Raw genomic sequence first — 20,377 nt, forward strand, 5'->3', positions numbered from 1 at the left:
CTATGAGTCAATTAACCAACCCTAGAGGAAATATGCTACAACGATTAGCTTGGTTTTTTATTTTTTTAATTGTCAATCAAGTTGTTTTTCCTGCTACTGCATTAGCTTTAACTTCAGGACCTTCTCAACCAGAGGTGCAAACATTTCAACCAGTAGGCACGACAGATATGGTGAACCTTTTTTCTGGAGATTTTTCATACAACATACCTTTGTTTGAGGTGCCAGGTCCTGATGGAGGTTATCCTATCAATTTATTTTATAATTCTGTAACGGATGCCAATACAGAGGCTTCTTGGACAGGATTAGGTTGGAATATTAATATTGGTTCCTTGACAAGAAGTATGCGAGGATTACCAGATGATTTTGATGGAGAACAAGTAACAAGAAAGTTGGATATGCTCCAAAACGAGACTGTAGTAGCAGGTGTTACTGGTGGTTTGGAAATTGGTGGTTATGATAAATTCGGGAAAGCTGTTAAAGGATTAGGGCTGTCTTTGTCTTTAACAACAAATTATACTTATAACACTTATCGAGGTGCTGGATTTTCTATTGATCCAACCATTGGATTAAAAGGTTCTTTTGGGGGAAGTGGAGGAGGAAACTATAAACCTAACTTAAGTTTGGGGTTAAACTTATCGAGCACATCAATGGCTAGTTTAAATACTGGTTTTTCTATGAGTGTATCTGGAGAAAATGTGACGAATGGATTTAATTTTGGATTGAGTTTTAATGGGAGAGATGGTTTGTCGAGTTTATCTTTGGGATACACGTTCTCCAAAAATGATACTAAAAAAGGTAATCATGATAATGACGAAAAGACTGAAGATGAAGACGTATACAACCCTGCAGGAGGAGGAGCCAATGCCAGTTATACTTTTGCCAAAACATCCTATACACCAGAAGTGAAAATTCCATGGACAGGCTGGAATATAGCGGGTAGTTTTAGTTTTGCACCAGGAGCAACTATTGTTTATGGAACATTTGGTTTTAATGGTTCTTATTCTATCCAAAAAGTAAAAAATGCAGGACTACCATATACAAGTAAAGCTTATGGATATAATTATTTGCAAAATGCTTTGGATGATGGAAAGTCATTAATGGATTTTAATAGAGAAAAGGATGGAGCAGTACACCGTCATAATCGTTTCTTGGCAACACCTAGTTTGTCTTATGATATTTATAGTGTTGTTGGGCAAGGAATTGGAGGGATGTATCGTGCACACCGCTCAGATTATGGTTTTGCCTATGATCCTGAACTTTTTGCTTATACAGCAGGGGGGGCTATCGGGGGGCAGGTAGGTCCTCATTTAAAGGTAGGAATAGATGGAAGTACTAATTACTCGCATCAAAGAAATGATAGATGGCCTAAAAATGCTGGTTTTTTTGGTAATAAGGATGAAAATTATAGCTTCAAAACTTCAAAAAAAGGAGCTGATTTTGAAAATGTTTATTACAAAACAGCAGGCGAAATGGCAGCGGAACCCCTAGAAGCATATGATTATATGGGAGGAGATAAACCATTGCGTTTGAAGAAAAACGATGCTTTTCAGTATGATGGAACGAATGGAGGGGTATTAGAAGCCAAAGTAGTGGAGATAGATAGCAACACTAATAAATTGGTGCAAGATTATAAACCTGTTATAAAATTTGATGCTGATAAAAGTAATAGAAAGCATAAAAGAGCTAGGAATATAAGTGTTCAGAATATTTCTAATAACGATTTATTGGATGGTAATGGGAATGAAATACTTCCTGAATATGATATTAAGTATTATAATGGGGTAGGACTACCTTTTTTGAAGGCCAATGCTTATGCTGCTGCACCGACACGTGGTTTAGAGCGGGTTGCGAATGAGCAAAATGCTGGTTTTACAGCTTTGGGAGTGAATGGAGTACGCTGGGTCTATGGGTTACCCGTACAAAATCGTCTACAAAAAGAAGCTATTTTTAGTGTTGACCCAGAGTCCAATTGTACGAAGCGTGTATCGGTACCTTCTACCCTTGATGGTGAAATTGATTATGAGAGAATAGGAACCCACAAGTATATTGATGAAAAAACAATCCCTCAATATGCACATTCCTATATGTTGACATCTGTATTAGGAAGCGATTATGTAGATATTGATAATATTCCTGGACCTTCTGATGGTGATGTAGGGTATTGGATGAAAACAAATTATGTAAAGTTAGCGAATGATTATCAATGGCGAGCACCGTTTTGGGGGGCTAACTTTATGCAAGGTTTTGAAAATACTAAGGTAGACGACATGGGAACATTTATGTGGGGAACACGAGAGGTATATCTGCCTGCAACAATTGAAACTAAAACGCATATTGCATATTTTGAAATATCAGAGCGAAAAGATGCGAAAGGGGCAAGTGCGTATGTTCAAAACACAGGCGAAGGGTTAGGAACTAGTTCTTATAAATTAGATAAAATAAAATTATACTCTAAGAAAGAAATTGATGCAAAAGGTATTAGTAATGCTGTGCCTTTGAAAGTAGTGAATTTAAGTTATGATTATAGTTTGTGTAGAGGGGTAGAAAATAACGAAGAGAGAAATAGTACCGACGTGACAAAAGGAGGGAAGCTAACGTTGAAGAAAGTATGGTTTACGTATGAAAATAATACAAGAGGAGCACTTTCTCCTTATGCCTTTAAGTACGACAACATCAATCATAAATACGATGAAAATGCTATTGATAGATGGGGAGCATATAAAGCTTTACCAGATGGAGATAACTGTGCCAACCTACACAACCCTTATACGGAGCAATTTTCAGATGATCCCCAATTTAAAGAAAATTTAGATAGTTCAATTGCTGCTTGGCATTTGTCTCAAATTATTATGCCGTCTGGAGCTACTATGAATATAGAATTAGAGCGAGACGATTATGCTTACGTTCAAGATGTGGTGGCTACTCAAATGCAGCCTATTTTTGCTATAGGAGTTACTGATCAAAATGAACCCGATCAAGGTGGGTTTTTAAATAAAGATGCTAGCACTGGACAAGAGGAAAGGCGGGTCTACTTTAAACTGGAGCATCCACTTCTTCCAACTGAAACAGATCAACTAAAAAAATATATAGAGGATTTACCCTTGGTGAAACGTAGTGATCGGGGAGATATTCTGTATAAACAGGTTTATTTTAAAACCCGTTCAAATTTAAAAACAGCAAATGATGCAACCTATGAGTATGTAACAGGTTATGCTGAAATTGAAAAAGATGGGAATGGTAACGATATTATAGCTTTTGATAATAATAGTCCTTTGAATAGCGAAGGAAAACATACAGAGGCATATATTACTTTAATGACAAGTAGAAAGCAAGTAAAAGGAGAGCGTTATCACCCTATGTTGATGGCAAACTGGGACTTTTTGAAAAATAATCTTCCTGATAAAATGTTTGCCATTAATCAAGATCCAGATCCAGAAAATGCAATACCAACATTTGCAGGAATGGGAGCAGGTTTTGCAGCTATCTTTTTGGGGTATTACGGTAATGCAAAAGAAAAAGGATTTGGACAAATTATAGATGTTTCAAAATCATTTATCAAACTTAATACACCAGATAAGATAAAATATGGAGGTGGTTCTCGAGTCAAAAAGATTACGATGGATGATAAATGGACTCCAGAGGAAAATTTAACCAATACATTAGGAGTCGTTTATGATTATAGAATCAATGATGAAAATGGTGCAGTGTATAGTAGTGGTGTCATGGAAAACGAAACATCTATTGGGTATGATGCTTGCGCATTAAAATATGCAGATATTACGGAAGAAATTCAGGGGGGAATTGTAAAAGATATTCACGTTTATGAGTATCCTATGAATGAAGGAATGTATCCAGGGGGTGGTATTGGTTATAGTCAAGTAACCGTAAGAAGTTTAGCTTCTGACTATGCTTTGCAAGCATCTAAGGCTGATGATAGAGCTGCTTTTTTAGCAGATAATAAATTGCCTGATGGATTTGGCACATCAGGGCAAGTTGTACACCAATTCTATACGGCTAAAGATTTTCCTATCGTTACAGATAAGACAGATTTAGATGATAAAGAGACAGAGCCTTGGTTGTCTTTGTTGTCCAGCTTTTTGATGACATCCCGTCGAGATCGATATACAGGAACACAGGGGTATAGTATTGAGTTAAATAATATGCATGGTCAAGCGAAAGCTCAAATATCATATGCTCAAGATAATACAGGAAGAATTGTGGAAGACAAACCTTTAACAAAAATGTCTTATGAATACAAAACTAAAACTCGAACAGTCAAAGAAAGGGGGAAGTTTAAGACAATTAATGTATTGGATAACGTAGTAGATGTTTTAGTAGATGATAACCCCAATGATATAGATGCTAAAAATATAGATGCTGTTGTTCATCCTTATTTAATGGGAGTTGATTATGATTTTGTTATGGATGGACGCGAGTCCTCTACGCTCTCAACATCGGGAGGTGCAGCAGTTAATGTAGATGTAACTGGAGTTTATCCTCTACCGTTTCCTTGGCCTAAGTTTAGTTTAAACAGCAATGAAACACGTTTGGCTGCAACCAATAAGATTATTAATCGTAGAGGAATTTTAACAAAAACTCATGCTTTTGATGGTCAATCTCACATTGTAACTTCAAATAAGGTTTTTGATAAATATACTGGGCAACCCTTGTTGACCTATGTTAATAATCAGTTGGGAGGAGGTATCTATAATTATACAGTGCCTGCTTACTTAGCACATAGTCAGTTGGGAATGGCAGTAGCAAATGTCGGGATGAAGTTTTCTGGAGAATTACAATCCACAGGAACAACACAAGAATTTACCCTCAGTGCCCCCGATCCAGCTAATATTTCTGCTAGTTTGATTGCTGGAGATGAATATTTGATTTCTGATGATAATCAAACAATGATGAGTCGAGCAATTTATTTAGGTAATAATATTTTTAGTTTAGAAAATACTTATTTTACAATTACCCCTAATGTTGTTTATAATTTTCACAATGTTCGTTCTGGAAATAAGAACATGCTTTCAGCTAGTATTGCTCAATACACTACGGTTCATCATGCAGGGGATAATGACGATGCGAATCCTATGAACGCTAGAACAGTTAAGTATTGTTCTCCCGATTTTGTGGAAATAACAAAAGAATCAACTGAGATAACAAGTATATCAGATTTGGAATATAATGTTGCACTGTTGAATTTATTATTAACTCCTTCTATAAAACAACAATGGGTTAATCAACCCTCTTCTGATTCCTATAATAAAATATCCATTACGTCTTTATTAGGTTTTGATTGTAATAAATGTGTTTTTTGGAATCAAAATCTGGGTAATAATCAATCTGGAGCATCAGACTGTGGAATTAATGGGCACTTCCACTTTTTTGAAGGAGGGGCACAAAGTTTTTCATCTTATGAAGACATTGGTTCAGGCGTTATTGCGGCTGATTTATATGAAATTACAATTTTAAACCAAGATCCTAATGATGTCAATAGTTCGATAGTTCGATTTCATATGCTTAATTCAAGTAATGTATATTCTTATGTAGATAAGAGTTTTTATAACAACAGTACAGGTTCTGGTCGGAAAATTCTTTGTTTAGATTACAATCCTACTAATAAATTTAGAATAACAAAAGCAACCCACTCTGAAAGCGTTCAACACAAAACAATCAACCAAGTATTGTCTGCTTCTGCAAATGCTTACTCAGATGAATGGAATATAGAGCATTATAACCCTTGTTTAAATCAGGGAGGAGGTACGAACCCAGCAGAAAGCACAACTTATTCTAGTTGGCAAAACCCATACAAGAATGGGACAAAAGGTGTTTGGAGAGCCAAGAGTACTTATACATATGTAAAAGATCGTAATTTTGTAACATATAATCCGAATGGGAATAATTTACAAGATGTAGATATTCAGCAATCTGGTTTAGTAAATGATGTACCATTGTTTAATTGGGACAACCCTTTCTTTGAATATTGCAAACATAATTGGATAAGAACAGAAGATGTGACAAAATATAACTTGGCAGGAGCCGCTGTAGAAGCAAGAGATATTCTAGGGAATTATCAAGCAGAGGTGTATGGATATAATGATAATGTAGTGACAGCGAAAGGTGTAAATACTCAATATTATGAAATGGGTTACGAAGGCTTTGAAGAACCTAATAAAACAGGAACAATTCATGATTTAGCAGCAGCAGGACATTACAATAATGGTAATTTAGATTTCTTGCCATTTACAAATTGTAGCAACACAACAGTTAAGCGTCAAGAAAACTATCGTCTATGTTTTCCTACAAAAGTGTCAGCAAGTGGAAGCACTGCTTATATTTTGGTTCGGAAACCTTTTGACTTATTGAATAATAGTAACCTATCTGAAATTAGTTTAAGTTTAACTAGTGTTAAGACTGTTGGAGGAACGCCTATTAAAACTAAGTTAGAAATTCCAGCGACTACAGCAGTAGAAGGATATGCTGTAAACCTAAATGCAGGGGATCATTTTCAAATTCCAGGACTGGCACCTGCTTTAGATGAAACAACAAAAGATAAATTTACTATCTATGAAGTGACGATTCCGAGTAATCTACTAGCAACGATGGGAACAGATTGGTGGGCTGGCGATGCTACCTTAATATATGATCAAGATTTAGCGGCGTCTAATAGTGCTTTGCCATCGCTAGGAAAAGCACAAATCTCGAAAGAAAAAGCGCATACAGGTAAATATAGTTTACAGTTGGCAATGGGGGCTAATGAGGTACTCCAGTTTCCTCAAAATACATTGCACTTACAAACAGGCAAAGATTATATTTTTAGTGCATGGATTAATGTAAAAACGACTTTTGGTTCAAATTCTTTGATTAAGCATACTTATGATAATGGGGAATTAGAGATAAAAATGGGAGGTGTTTTGATGAAGCCTAAAGGTGCTATTATTGAAGGTTGGCAACGGGTAGAAGGAAAGTTCACGTATACAGGAAACAATCTTTTAACTTTTTTAGATACAAAGGCTCTTAGACTTATGTTTTTAGATGATGTCCGTATCTATCCAGCAAATGCCAATATGCAGTCTTATGTTTACGACCCTATTAACTATCGTCTGAAAGCAACTCTTGACAATAATAACTATGCTACTTATTATGTATATGATGAAGATGGTAGTTTGATTCTCCTGAAACGAGAAACAGAGAAAGGAGTAAAAACAATTCAAGAGTCTAGAAGCTACGTGAAACCAAATCAACAGTAACACTAAACTATGAAAGCAATATTAAAAATAGGGTTGTACTGGATTATTTTTATGAACTCAATGTACGCTCAGTCTTTTGAAAATGATATGCTTACAATGCAAAAGGCTTATGCTGATGTAAGCAATCTATATTTAGAAATGGAAAATACTATTTGGAAAGATGCTGTTATAGCAAAAGAACAAAAGGCTAAAATCTATAAGAAAGGAGCATTGTATTTATATGAAATAGAAGATGCAACGATGTTGATTAATAAAGAATATATTCTAATGATTGATCATTTAAGTAAAACCATAATTTACGATAAGTGGACGGAGGAACAAGCAAAAGCACTAATGCAGCAACACATTCCTACCTTAAGTGATATAGAGAAAAACTATCCTTCTATAATCTACAATGGAGAGCAAAACAATCATAGAAAATATACTTTAGAGAATAAAGAAGTTCAACTTAGTAAAGTTGAGATTTCTTTTGAGCTTAAAACAGGTTTTATGCGTAAAGTTCGGTACTACTATAATCCCAAATTTATCGATAAAGAAGTTTATACAGAGCTTAAAATGAATGTGATTGATACGAGCCCTTCTTTTGAAAGCAGTACTTTTTCTGAAAAAAGATTCGTTACTCAAAAAGACCATAAATTTAGAGGTACAGGAAAATACAGTAGCTATACTGTTCAAAGTGCGAAATAATAACAACCATGACATTTAATCTACACTTAGCCATGTAAGCGAGTGTTAATAAAATATATGAGACAAATGAAAACCTTATCAGTTCCCATTCACTATCTTTTACTGCTTTTTGCATTAAGCATGACGAATACCTCTTTTGCAAAAGACATTAATTATGTAAGCGTTGTACATAAAGTAGATCTTATTGCTAATAGTACAACTATTCGTGCTACTGACCCCAATTATGGTGATCCTGGGGAGGGAACAGATTATGTTCGTAACTATACTGCTGTAGCCGCTTTAATATATAATAGAAATCAAAAGACAGATATTGCCGGAAATGTATGGTCTTATGAGGTAGAATATGATTTGCTATATACAGATTATAGATTAGGACAATCAATCGTAAAATCAGGAACGCTATTTATTGAGCATAACAACACAGAGGGTATCTATGAAGCACTTGGTATTCACGAGGAAGTAGTAGGGGACTTACGTCTAAAAGTAAAAAATATTACTGCAACAGGAAATGTACCCAATGATATTCATTTAGAACTCCAATTGAATATTGAGCGATATGATTTCTTAGATGCGACGAACCCTATTACAAAAAATAAAATAGCATTAACTGCTGCAAGTAATGTAGTAGGAAATCAACTAGAAGTTGCTTGGGATGTTGTAGAGGGCGCAGAGTATTATGAGCTAGAATGGGTCTATTGGGATGCTGCGCATAACACTCAAAATGCTAATCTGAGTACAATGGACTTGGGAGAATTTTTTGAAAAAGCAGTTCGTATAGAAACTTCAGAAAACTACCATAAATTTGATTTGTTTTATCCCGAAGGAACAGTATATATAAGAGTTCGTCCTGTTGGTCGATATATTCGCAATATGAATGGCGATTATCAACATCTTAAATATGGGGCGTGGGTAACAGGAACAGATCCTGATGCCAATGCTTTTTCTGTTGTTTTAACGACAGGCTTTGAGGGAGAGCGAATTTGGCAAGTTCAGCGTTCTTTTGCAGAAGAAGCAAAAAGCAAGCAGGTAATTCAATATTTTGATGATGGAATGAGAGGACGGCAGACGCTAACGAATTTAAGCAGCGATGATTTAACAATTGTTGCAGAAAATGCTTACGATGTAGAAGGTCGTGCATCTATTTCTATTCTTCCAGTTCCTGTTAAGAGTTTGATAGGTAAAAATCCTTTACAGTTTGGAGCAAGTACTACTACTTTGGGAGAAGGTGGTTTGATTTCTACTGGTGCAATCGAATATAATTATAATGATTTTGATAAAATAAATCATGCCGATCCTTTGACAAAAGTAGATGCAAATGGAAAGGGACATGTTAGTAATGTTTATTACAGTTCAGCAAATCCTTTTTACAATCAAATCCATAGGAATTATATCCCCGATGCAGAGGGCTACCCTATAACTCAGGTGAAATTCTTAAACGATGCAACAGGGCGAATAGCTCGACAGTCTGGGGTAGGAGATTTTTACCAACTAGGTTCAGAGCATGAAACAAAATATTATTATAGTAACCCTACTCATGTAGAATTGAGACGTTTGTTTGGTAAGAATGTTGGAGATGAAATGCATTATCGCAAGAATTATGTAGTAGATGCTAATGGTCAAATTTCGGTTAGTTATATTGACCAAGCAGGTCAAACGATTGCTACTGCTTTGGCAGGAAAAAGCCCTGAAAATGTAAATGTGCTGAATAGTGAGGCTAGTGGAACAGCTACTATTACTTCAAATTTAATGGGCAAAAATGTAATAAATAATGCGGAAAATACTAGTATTTTATCACATTCTATTTTCTGTGATGAAGCTCCTAGAACCGATCAATTCACCTATACCCTAAGAGGAGGAAGTATGAATCTTGTTGATGGTACCAATTCCTTGTGTGTGGGATGTACTTATGAGGTTCAGATTTCATTAGTAGATGAATATGGAAATACTGTTCCTCTAGTTTTACCCTCACCTAGTGGTGGAAGTACCCCTATTTACAATGGTATAAACATAACGGCAGTTAATGGAGAAATTGTTATAGATTACAATAGTTTGTATGATAATACCTGTGGTCCTGTAAATTCTGTCGAAGTGAATTTTGAGGCGGTCTTTCAGTCTATAGGTTCTTACACACTACGAAAAATTTTAAAAGTTATAGAACCAAATCCTAATACCTTGGTGACGCAACTACAAAATAGTGGGGTGTTGGAGAATAAACAAAATTTTATAAATAACTATGTATTAACAAATTTAGACCCTAATGAATGTGAGCCTTGTAATAATGATATTAGATTAGAATTATGTGAAGAAATTGCTGCTGCCGAATATCCAGTAGAAGCAGCTGCTCCTTCAGGTTCTACAGCGCATCAAATCTATCTGGATAGAGTCCAATACTATATGTCAAATACTAGTACTTATCCTGATTGTGATGATTTGCGAGGCATTTTGGCATTAGAAATAGGTTTGGAAACAGAATGTGCTTCTAAGTTAGAACGTATGAAACAACAAATTGCCCCTGCTGGAGATCCTTCTATGGATTCGCATGGCTGTTTGTTTAACGATAGTCAATTTTGGAATAACGTATACAGTGTTAACCACCCAATTACCATTGATAGATATGATGTGAATGGTAATACTATAAGCCAAACATTCTCCAATTCAAATGATTTTACCAGCTTTATGCAAAATCAAGCTAATTGGCAAGATCATTTAGCAGAGTACGATCAAATATTAAAGCAACATCCTGAATATTGTGCTTATGAAACTTACTGTCTAAATGATATAATACTATCTAGTAGAAGGTTTGATTTTGAATTGGCTAAGATAAAAACATGGAATGATGCAGTAGATTTTGGTGCTGCTTTGCAGAGTCCTGTTTCATTGACCACACAAGATTATACCAAGATTGTTGATATGGACCCATTTTTTATGATTCATCCAACTTACAAGGCTGATATGAATTATAGATTAGCTAATTACTGTACGCAAGAATATACCAATAAACCGAGTACTACCAAACCTATCAATGTTAATGGTTGTGGTTGTGGAGATGTTATTTGTTATATTAACAATATAATGGGAGATCCTGCACAATATATCCCAGCTAATTATGCACATTTGAACCCTCCTTATAATCAAATGCTTAGCCCTGATATAACGCCGTTGTCAGATGAGGATAAGTGGTTGTTTTTTAGAGGAATTTATACCGCAGAAAAAAAGAAATTGCAACAACAGTATCTCGAAAGCATTATTAGTTGTAATGGCATTACCCCTTATAGTCCATCTTCTGGAGCGAACTCTTGTGAAACAATTATCAATGCAGATGATACACAAGATTTTATGAACGACAATGGAGGCGGAGACCCTTCTGATTTGAATGATGTTATTGCTGTAGCAAATACAATTGGTACCAATAACTGTACGGTGATTTGTGAAGGGAATGCAAAAAATTGGGTGGCACAACTATGCCCTGAATTGGAGGCTAATAATTCTATTGGGTATCTAAAATTAGTAAACGATTTTAAACAGTTTTGTGAAGGGCATTGTGGTGCTCTAGGTGATAATCCTGTAGGCTACCTTCTAGAGGAGTATTTTGATCCCAACTCTTCAAAGTATGCTTTAGACCCTAATTTGCCTACTTTTAATCAAGATTTGGCAAATGCACAAAGTCGCTTGACATCTTTTATGAATACGGGAAATCCTGCTTATTGTGGCTATGATTTGGTGAATAATCCTTTGCCTGATTCAAGGATTATTTTTAATCGGACGGATGTTTATGAGTGGAGAACAGATGTTTATGTGGGGGGGAGTAATAGTGAGAAATGTGATTATTTAAATTGCTTTTTTGATGAATTAAATAATAATTCTATTTTTCCTACAAAGTATACCAATTCAAATCTTGCCTGTCCTAATTATAACAGCCTTCATATTGTGCAAGGAGATATATATGAATATATATTTAATTGGAATTTAACGCCTGCATCATCTTCTAGTTATTGTGATTTTAAGAGGGTTCAATTGAGAAAAAGTGTCATTGATGGTAACATAATTCAGGTCTCTATGACTGCTGCTAATCAGGGGTTTGACTTTAAATTAGTTAATAGTCAAACAGGTCTTGACTTTAACCTGTTAGAAATTCAAGGTTTGACTAATTATGATTGTCTTACAAACACAGTAGATGTTACTGTACTAAGCCCATATACTGTTCCCAATTATGCTAACTACCATACAACTGACTGTGCTATAATTGCTTCCTTAGTAAATGGTTCTTCAGCAACATTACAGACATTTAAAGCTAATTTAGAAATACTACCTATTGATGTTCTAAGTCCTTGGGGAAATGAAGGTATATGGGTGCCAAAGAAAAAACAATTTACCATCAACCTAGATTCTGTAAAAGCACAATGTATAGAGCAGCAAATTGCCGAATTAATTCGAAATGCAGAAGATGCTTACGATGACTACATAGAAGATAAGTTAGAAGAATTGACAAGTGGAGCACCCTGTATGGCATTTACAGAGAGTATGAAAACCGAGTATACAACAACCGAGCATCATTATACCTTATATTATTATGATCAAGCAGGGAACTTAATTCAAACAATTCCGCCAGCTGCTGTGCAACCCTTGTTGAGTAGTAATTTTAATGCTACATCTGGAAAGTGGGATGGTACCGATCCAAGCCATGATTATGAAATGGCAACAACGTACCAATACAACACGTTAGGGCAGGTAACTAGACAGAAATCTCCAGATGGAGGAGTAACAGATTTTTGGTATGATTATGCACAACGATTGCGTTTTTCTAAAAATGCGAAACAGATGCAATTAGGTCAGTATGCTTACACCAAATTTGATGCACAAGGTAGAACAATAGAAGTTGGTCAACTAAACGGGCATGCAGGAATTTCTGATTGGGAACTAAATCGAACTACCTTTCCTGAAAGCACATTAAATTTGACAGAACGAATTATTACAGAGTATGAAGAAGCTAGCTTTAGTCCAATGGTACAAGAAAATTTGAGAGGTCGAGTAGCTAGAACTTATAATGACCATATTGCCACCTATTATGATTATGATGTACATGGAAACGTAAAAAAAATACAGCATCAAATTAGTGGATTTGGCGCCTCAGAAATAGAATACGACTACGATTTGATAACAGGAAATGTCAAAGAAGTGGCTTTTATGAAAGGAACTTCAGATCAGTTTTTTCACCGTTATGCTTATGATGCAGACAATCGTTTGACCCAAGCAATGACTAGTACCAATGGGTATAGTTGGGATACCGATGCACAATATTTTTATTATGCTCATGGTCCCTTAGCGAGAATCGAATTAGGAGAAGATAAAGTACAAGGATTGGATTACTTTTATAATTTACAAGGTTGGATAAAAGGAGTCAATAATACTACTAGAGAAAGTGATATGGGCTTAGATGGATATGTTCCTACGGGGCCTTTAAATGGGGGACAACCTATTATGAATGCTAATAAATGGTTCGGACAAGATGAAGTTGCGTATTATTTGGGCTATCATGCAGAAGATTACAAAAGCATTGGAACTAATACCAATCTAGGAGCATTTGCTCATAATACAACGACACCATTTAATAATGATATTAAGGGTTTAAGTGCTGTGGAAGGTTTGTATAATGGAAATATTGCTTACATGATTAGCTATATACCCAAGCTAAAAATAGAAAACCCTTTAACAACAAAGGCGACACAGGCAATGGTTTATCAATACGATGCTTTACATCGTATTACCCAGTCAGAATCTTATGGTTATGACGTGAATAATGGCTGGAGTAAAAATGGTTTGAATAATGCTTATCGAACCGCATATGCTTATGATGCGAATGGGAATATTCAAAGTTTAGATCGTTATACTTTAAACACTGCTACCTCTACTAGCGAACAAATAGATGCACTGACCTATCAGTATGGTAGTAATAACTTAAAAAACCGCTTGATGTCGATTGCCGATAGCAAAGGAGTAACAGCTGATATTAATGATGTAGGAGCTAGTGCTTATACTTATGATGCTATTGGTAATTTAATTACTGATGGAACCAATACGATAGAGTGGAATTTGCAGAATAAAGTTGCTTCTGTAAGTAATACTAATTTTGATATTTTTTATACTTATGATGTTAGTGGAAATCGTTTGTCAAAGGCATTACTATCCAAAACTTCAGGAGTACCTACGCAAGTAACTTTTTATGTTCGAGATGCAAGTGGAAACATTATGGGAACTTATCTAGTAGAAGTAGATGGAGGAAATTATAGTAAAAAACTGGAAGAAACACCTATTTATGGCTCAAGTCGTTTGGGAATTCATCAATATAATGTACCTTTAAGTTTGTTCACAATACCAACAGTTACAAATCCTGAGTTGATGTCTTCTAGTTTGGATATCAATATAAGTTCAGATAAAACAGGAAAATCAACTCGAGGAGAAAAGATCTTTGAAATTAGCAATCATTTGGGTAATGTATTGGCTACTGTTAGTGATCAGAAATTGGGATATTTAACAGCTTTAGGGCAAACCACAGCACAGGGATATGCAGCACAGGTAAAATCGGCACAGGATTACTACCCGTTTGGTTGGGAAATGCCGGGACGTAAGTTTAACTCTAATAACTATCGCTTTGGCTTTAATGGGAAAGAAAACGACCATCATTGGGGAGGGCAGTTGATCCAAGACTATGGCTTTAGATTGTATAATCCTGCTATTGGGAAATTTCTGAGTGTTGACCCATTGTTTAGTGGTTATCCTATGCTTACACCATATCAATTTGCTTCCAATAACCCTATTCCTAATAGTGATTTAGATGGTTTAGAAGCTAATAATGAAACGGTAAATACTAAATATGGTGAAATTAAATTCAATCTTCCCACTCAGTCTAGTACTGCTACTCCAGAAATAGTCATTTTGCCTGCTCCTATGACCTATAAAAGCCAAATTAAAGTAGATAATATACCAGATTCATATCTACATAAAATGGCTAGTGGAGAAAATGGACTTGATGAACAATTAATATATGGAGTAGTTAATGATGTTTATGTACTTTATCAAGTTTATAACCCTTTTATACCAGCCAATGAAGTTGTAGATTTAGAAGGAAGATATGCTCAAGATAAAGAATTGTCGTTGATAAGTGCTCTTCCAGGGGAGGGAGTACTTCTAAAATCAACAACAAAAACCGTAAGTAAAACAGCAGCAGTTGCTATTGATGAATCTGCTTGGGCTAGACGAGCTAAGTTTAGAAAAAGCACTACAGATGATGCAGTTAAAAGGGCTACAGATGCTTCAGGACAATTAAGATGTACTAAATGTAAAAAAGCATTAACAGGCAAAAAACAATCAAATGGAAAGAGAGATTTTCAATTGGGGCATACAGAAGGTAATGAATGGGCGAAACAGAAAGATGGTTATAGAGAAGCTGCTAAGAATGGTTATGCCACTCCACGTAGTGAAGTTATAGATAACTATCAAAAAAATGTAGAAGTGGAGTGTGTTAATTGCAATGCTTCTCATGGAGGCAAATATGGAAATACAAGAAAAGAACAAAAGAAAGGATAGAAATGGACTATATAATAAAGTTTTTAGAAAAAAAATCAGATTTGATATCTAGATTTGAGTTGAAGAATGGAGTTGAAGCTCATTTTTTGACCTTCTTAGATAGACCTTTTAAAGGTGCAAATTCGATAATAACGGATAAAACAGGAGGTGAAGAAAATGATTTTGAATTTATTATTTCTTTCTCATCTTATAATGAAGAGCTTGATTTTGAAATTAAATCTTTGTTAGCAACTTACTTAGATTTTCATTACTATAAGTCTGGTATTGTAGTGAGAGAAGGAGACTATTTTAAAATACCTAATTTTCAACTGATTGATGGTTTCGATTATATCGGATTTTATACCTTGCATCCAGCATATTTTCCTCAAAAAATATCAAGTAAATATTTATGGTTATTACCTATTTTTGAGTCAGAATATCAGTTTTTACTAAAATTTGGTTCTGATAAATTTCAAGATTTGATGGAAGAACAAGATATAGATTTGACAATGTTAGATAGAAAACCACTTGTATAATTTTTTAAGAAGAAAGAAATAAGGTGTTCCTCCGCAGAAGCCAACAGACTAGAACCACGCCAGTAGTTGAAAACTACCACTGTGCTAGTCGCTTCATTCTGTCATGCTTCTAGGTTTGGCATGTTTGTCGTCACGGCGGTTCTTCTGCTTATAGCCTCGGCGTAGCATCCTTTCAGGTTCACTCCACCATATAGCCACAGGCTATATGCCCTTCGGGTACGTTCGTTCATGTTATAAGCACTACACCGCCCTAGTATGTGTACCTTGTAGGAGCTGTCAGGCTGCGTATTTTTTTCAATTGAAAATAGAATATTGGTAAATACTTGCATAAGAAATCCCCTTCGGCCAAGAGCTGAAGGGGCATCTTTTCAAGTTCACTCCACCAAATAGCCACTGACTATTTGCCCCTTTGGGGTACGTTCGTTCATTATGTAGTGCTCTATTGCTGTGATCACAGCTTTCCTATAGCACACCTGTCACTCCGTCCACAAGTGGTTCTCTACACCAAACAGCCACAGGCTGTTTGCCCTAGACGGGTTCGTTTCGTTCATACTTACGGTACATACAGCCCTGTCGGGGCTTTCGTTCACGTTTTTTACTTACAGCCTTGTCGGCTGTAAACTTTAATTATTTGCCAGTCGCTGCTCTCGCTACGTGGCAGCCGCTGCGTCTGTCAAAAATTAAAGGGAATTTTAGTTGTTAAAATCTAAGTCATCATTAGGATTGAGTTGCCGTCTAACATGAAAAACTCTAAGAATCATCAATAAATATTCAGCTATAACGTGATAGATCACTCTATAATTTCCTGCATTGACGTGACGAATATTTTTATCATCTTTCAGCTCTGGAATTGGTCGACCTCTAAGAGGTTGAACTTTTAAACCTTCGACTTGTTGGAAGATTTGCCCCATTTGTTTACTGGAAGGGTATTGATTATAATATTCTTCAATTTCTTCTAAATCATTTAATGCTCTTGTAGAGTATTTAACCGTTACTTTAGCCATTTTTTGAATCGTTCTTTTACTTCTTCTTCAGAATGAAATTTACCTTCTTCAACTTCTTTCAAAGCATCTTTGATGCCTTGAATTTCTTCTTCTGTTGGAACCCAATTATCTTCTTGTTGTTGGGCTTGAAAAACAAGTTGTTCAATGGCTGTGATAATATTTTCATCACTCAAGTCGAATAAAGCTTGAGCAAGTGCGATTTTTCTAGCTTCTATTGAAATCATGTATTGTTAATTTAGGTGTAAGCAAATCTAGATTTAGCGTCTCGAATAAGTGCATTTAGTGTAAATAATATATGCTCTTTTTCTTTTTTAGGTAATTGTTGTAAACTTAAAACTTGCTCAACAATATCTTTATCAAGCTCTTGGTCAACTTTACCAACTAAATAATCTAAAGAAACTTCTAATACTTCTGACAGTTTAGCTGCTAACTCCATAGATGGTTTTGCTAAATCTCTTTCGTATCGACTAATGATATTAGTATGAACTCCAATTTTTTCTGCTAACTCAGCCTGAGAAAGTTGTTTTAACTTCCTCAAGGTAGCCAATCTATTTTTAAAATCACTCATAAGTGTTTATTTTTTGCTTTGAATGTGTCTTTTTTATAAAAATACTACTTTTTTAGTGTTAAAAAAAATATTAAAAATTGGCTTGTTAGATATTTTTAATTAGATTTACACACTAAAGTGTTAATTTAGTTAAATTTTATTTTTCAAAAGAAATTTTTTTAGACGTCTAAGGGAATTTGCAAACCCTATCAAAATGACAATAGACCAAATCAAGGAAGGCTTAAACATAAAAGATGTTTTAGCTCATTACGGAATAGTAATAAACAAGAATCAACACATCAATTGCCCGTTTCACGAAGATAAGACCCCAAGTATGAAAGTATATGCAGAAACGAACACGGTGTATTGCTTTAGTGGAAATTGCTCTACGCATGGCAGGAGTTTAGATGTAATTGAATTTGTAATAGAGAAAGAAAACTGCACCAAACACGAAGCTATTTTAAAATGTAAATCTATGTTGAATTATGAAGTTCCAGAACTAAAAACAAAGCCCAATGACATTTTAAAAGTTCTATGGGCTGAATTTGTGAGCAGTTATAAAAACTCAAAAGTCAAGGCTTATGCAGCGAAACGAGGTATTGAACGGGTAGAAATTGGTTACAACTCTGGGCGATGGCACAAAAAGAAGAGCGTGAGTGATCAGCAGATCAAAGCAGCTCAAGAAGTTTCTTATTTATTGCCAGCGATGCAAGGGAAAGGGCATCGAGTATGGGCGAAGGAATGTTTGATTTTTGCTTTGCGGAATGCTGCTAATGAAGTGGTTAGTTTTTATGGGCGTTCGGTGAATGGAGAGGGGCATTTTTATCTAAAAGATAGATCAGGTTTATATCCCTCTTATCTAAAGTTGGAGACTAAAAAAGTGATCTTAACGGAAAGTATTATAGATGCCGCAAGCTTGTTAAATATTGCTACCATCGTAGAGAATTACAGCGTTTTGGCATTGTATGGAACGAATGGATTAACGTCAGAACATCGAGCAGCCTTAGCGAACTTAAAAGATTTAGAAGAAATTGTTTTGCTATTGGATGGGGATGATGCAGGGAAAAAGGCAAGCGAAAAGCTAGGGGATTATTTAGCAAAAGAATATCCCAATACAGTTGTCAAAATCGTAGAATTACCCAACAATACAGATGTAAATGAGCTTTGGGTGAATCATTTAAGCGAAGCTTTGTTTTTAGACTTGTTGGAAGCATCTAAGGTTATTAAAAGTGTAGAAAAACCGAGTCTAGACTTAAAAATAGTAAACGCTAATTATTACACTTATGAAACAGAAAAGCTAAAAATAGAAGTGTTGGGTGGTATAAATATAGAGCAATTAGACAAGCTGACTTGCACCTTGAGATTGACCAGAAAACCCAAGCGCAACGCCTTGGATAAGTTGCGCCAAAGCTTGAATTTATACCACAGTGGACAGGTTCGAGGCTTAGTCAAACGAGTGCAAGAAGAGTTTGAATTACCACTGCAAGAGCTTCGCTTGTTGTTTGCGGATCTGATCGAAAATCTAGAATTGTATAGAAGTCGAGAGCAGGGAGTAGGAGAGGAGAACCAAGTTGAAGCAAGAGTCTTGAGTCCAGGGCGAAAAAAAATAGCCTTGGATTATGCAAAAGCTGAAAACTTGATGCAACATACGTGGGATGATTTAGGAAAGGTGGGGGTTGTTGGCGAGCGCATGAGTGCGATGATTATGTACTTGTGTTTTAGCTCTAGAAAGTTGTCAAAGCCTTTGCACATCATTAGTTTAGGCAGTAGTGGAAGTGGCAAAACGCATTTACAAGAAACGATTGCCGAGCTGATACCAGAACAGGAAATTATGAGCATTACCAGTTTATCAGATAATGCGATGTATTATTATCCAGATGGGGCATTAGAACATAGTTTGTTTTTGATCGAGGATATGGATGGCATGAGTGAAGAGGCTAATTATGCTTTGCGAGAGTTAAAAAGCAAAGGGGAGTTGAGCCGAGATATACCCGTGAAGGATTATAAAGGGAAGTTGACGACTCAAAAAGTATATGTAAAAGGACCGATATGTTTTGCAGGTTGTACAACAAGAGAAAAGATATACGAGGATAATGCAAACCGCTGCTTGCTCTTATATAGAAATGAATCGAAGGCGCACAAAGAGGCTGTGATGGCTGCGCAGCGTAAAGCCTCGGCAGGGAAAATAAATGAGTTGGAACAACAGAAAATCAAGAATTTATTTAAAGATGTGCAGATGTTGTTAAAACCTATAAAAGTGGTGAATCCTTATGCAGAACAGTTAATCTTGCCTGAGAAGGTGTTTAAACCTTTGAGAACGAATGCGCATTATCTGAAATTTATTGAAGTGATAACGTTCTATCATCAACACCAAAGAGTAATGAAAACGAGTCAATCAGGTACAAAATATATAGAAACGACGATAGAAGATATTGAGTGGGCGAACAAATTAATGAAAGATGTTTTGTTGTCCAAAAGTGATGAGTTGAGTTGGGGAGTACGGCAGTTTTTGGAGAAGCTTAAAAAGTGGATGCAAGCAAATAAATTAGAGAGTTTTACAGGCAAGGAAGTTCGCAAAAGTATTAGAATCGCTCCAAGTACGCTAACTAAATATCTGTATATCTTACGCCAATATGGTTTGGTAGAAATACTCGGAGGAAGTCGCCACAATGGTTTTAAATATCTGCTCAATGCATCTGATGATTATGATAAAATGCGTCAAGACTTATCTAAAGTATTAGACAAAGTTCTACAATCTATTAAAAATAAGGAAGTTAACTAACTATGTAG

Annotated in this window: 8 protein-coding genes; 5 read left to right on the top strand and 3 right to left on the bottom strand. The window is 35.6% G+C overall.

Annotated features, from left to right (window positions below; all coding sequences use genetic code 11):
* Positions 1-2: 2 nt before the first annotated feature.
* From QP953_RS07580 to QP953_RS07595, 4 genes are all read left to right on the top strand, one after another.
* The gene (locus QP953_RS07580; RefSeq protein ID WP_309554510.1) at positions 3-7,250 is read left to right on the top strand and encodes a hypothetical protein; all 7,248 of its coding nucleotides are present in this window, start codon (positions 3-5) and stop codon (positions 7,248-7,250) included.
* 9 nt (positions 7,251-7,259) lie between these two features.
* Positions 7,260-7,937: a hypothetical protein gene (locus QP953_RS07585; RefSeq protein ID WP_309554511.1), complete on the top strand. Its 678-nt coding sequence runs from the start codon at positions 7,260-7,262 to the stop codon at positions 7,935-7,937.
* A gap of 66 nt (positions 7,938-8,003) precedes the next feature.
* Entirely contained in the window at positions 8,004-15,521 is a 7,518-nt protein-coding gene (locus tag QP953_RS07590; protein ID WP_309554512.1) for an RHS repeat-associated core domain-containing protein, read from the top strand.
* Positions 15,522-15,523: 2 nt separating this feature from the next.
* Positions 15,524-16,036: a suppressor of fused domain protein gene (locus QP953_RS07595; RefSeq protein ID WP_309554513.1), complete on the top strand. Its 513-nt coding sequence runs from the start codon at positions 15,524-15,526 to the stop codon at positions 16,034-16,036.
* Positions 16,037-16,728: 692 nt separating this feature from the next.
* On the opposite strand, the gene QP953_RS07600 is transcribed toward QP953_RS07595, so the two are convergent.
* The 3 genes from QP953_RS07600 to QP953_RS07610 are packed head-to-tail and all read right to left on the bottom strand — an operon-like array spanning position 16,729 to position 17,608.
* Positions 16,729-17,040: a type II toxin-antitoxin system RelE/ParE family toxin gene (locus QP953_RS07600; RefSeq protein ID WP_309554514.1), complete on the bottom strand. Its 312-nt coding sequence runs from the start codon at positions 17,038-17,040 to the stop codon at positions 16,729-16,731.
* Entirely contained in the window at positions 17,028-17,264 is a 237-nt protein-coding gene (locus tag QP953_RS07605) for a hypothetical protein (protein WP_309554516.1), read from the bottom strand. The genes QP953_RS07600 and QP953_RS07605 overlap by 13 nt, the downstream gene beginning before the upstream one ends.
* An 11-nt stretch (positions 17,265-17,275) precedes the next feature.
* Positions 17,276-17,608, bottom strand: a complete 333-nt coding sequence (locus QP953_RS07610) for a helix-turn-helix transcriptional regulator (RefSeq protein WP_309554517.1) — start codon at positions 17,606-17,608, stop codon at positions 17,276-17,278.
* A gap of 193 nt (positions 17,609-17,801) precedes the next feature.
* Here QP953_RS07610 and QP953_RS07615 point away from each other — a divergent pair, with 193 nt between their 5' ends.
* A complete protein-coding gene (locus QP953_RS07615; protein WP_309554518.1) occupies positions 17,802-20,369 on the top strand; it encodes a CHC2 zinc finger domain-containing protein in 2,568 nt (855 codons plus the stop codon).
* Positions 20,370-20,377: the final 8 nt, after the last annotated feature.

The organism is Aureispira sp. CCB-E, from assembly GCF_031326345.1.
In the GTDB taxonomy this organism is placed as follows: domain Bacteria; phylum Bacteroidota; class Bacteroidia; order Chitinophagales; family Saprospiraceae; genus Aureispira.

Coding starts and splice junctions, on each gene's coding strand:
- QP953_RS07580 (WP_309554510.1), top strand. CDS start 3: ATGAGTCAATTAACCAACCCTAGAGGAAATATGCTACAACGATTAGCT.
- QP953_RS07590 (WP_309554512.1), top strand. CDS start 8,004: ATGAAAACCTTATCAGTTCCCATTCACTATCTTTTACTGCTTTTTGCA.
- QP953_RS07585 (WP_309554511.1), top strand. CDS start 7,260: ATGAAAGCAATATTAAAAATAGGGTTGTACTGGATTATTTTTATGAAC.
- QP953_RS07605 (WP_309554516.1), bottom strand. CDS start 17,264: ATGATTTCAATAGAAGCTAGAAAAATCGCACTTGCTCAAGCTTTATTC.
- QP953_RS07595 (WP_309554513.1), top strand. CDS start 15,524: ATGGACTATATAATAAAGTTTTTAGAAAAAAAATCAGATTTGATATCT.
- QP953_RS07600 (WP_309554514.1), bottom strand. CDS start 17,040: ATGGCTAAAGTAACGGTTAAATACTCTACAAGAGCATTAAATGATTTA.
- QP953_RS07610 (WP_309554517.1), bottom strand. CDS start 17,608: ATGAGTGATTTTAAAAATAGATTGGCTACCTTGAGGAAGTTAAAACAA.
- QP953_RS07615 (WP_309554518.1), top strand. CDS start 17,802: ATGACAATAGACCAAATCAAGGAAGGCTTAAACATAAAAGATGTTTTA.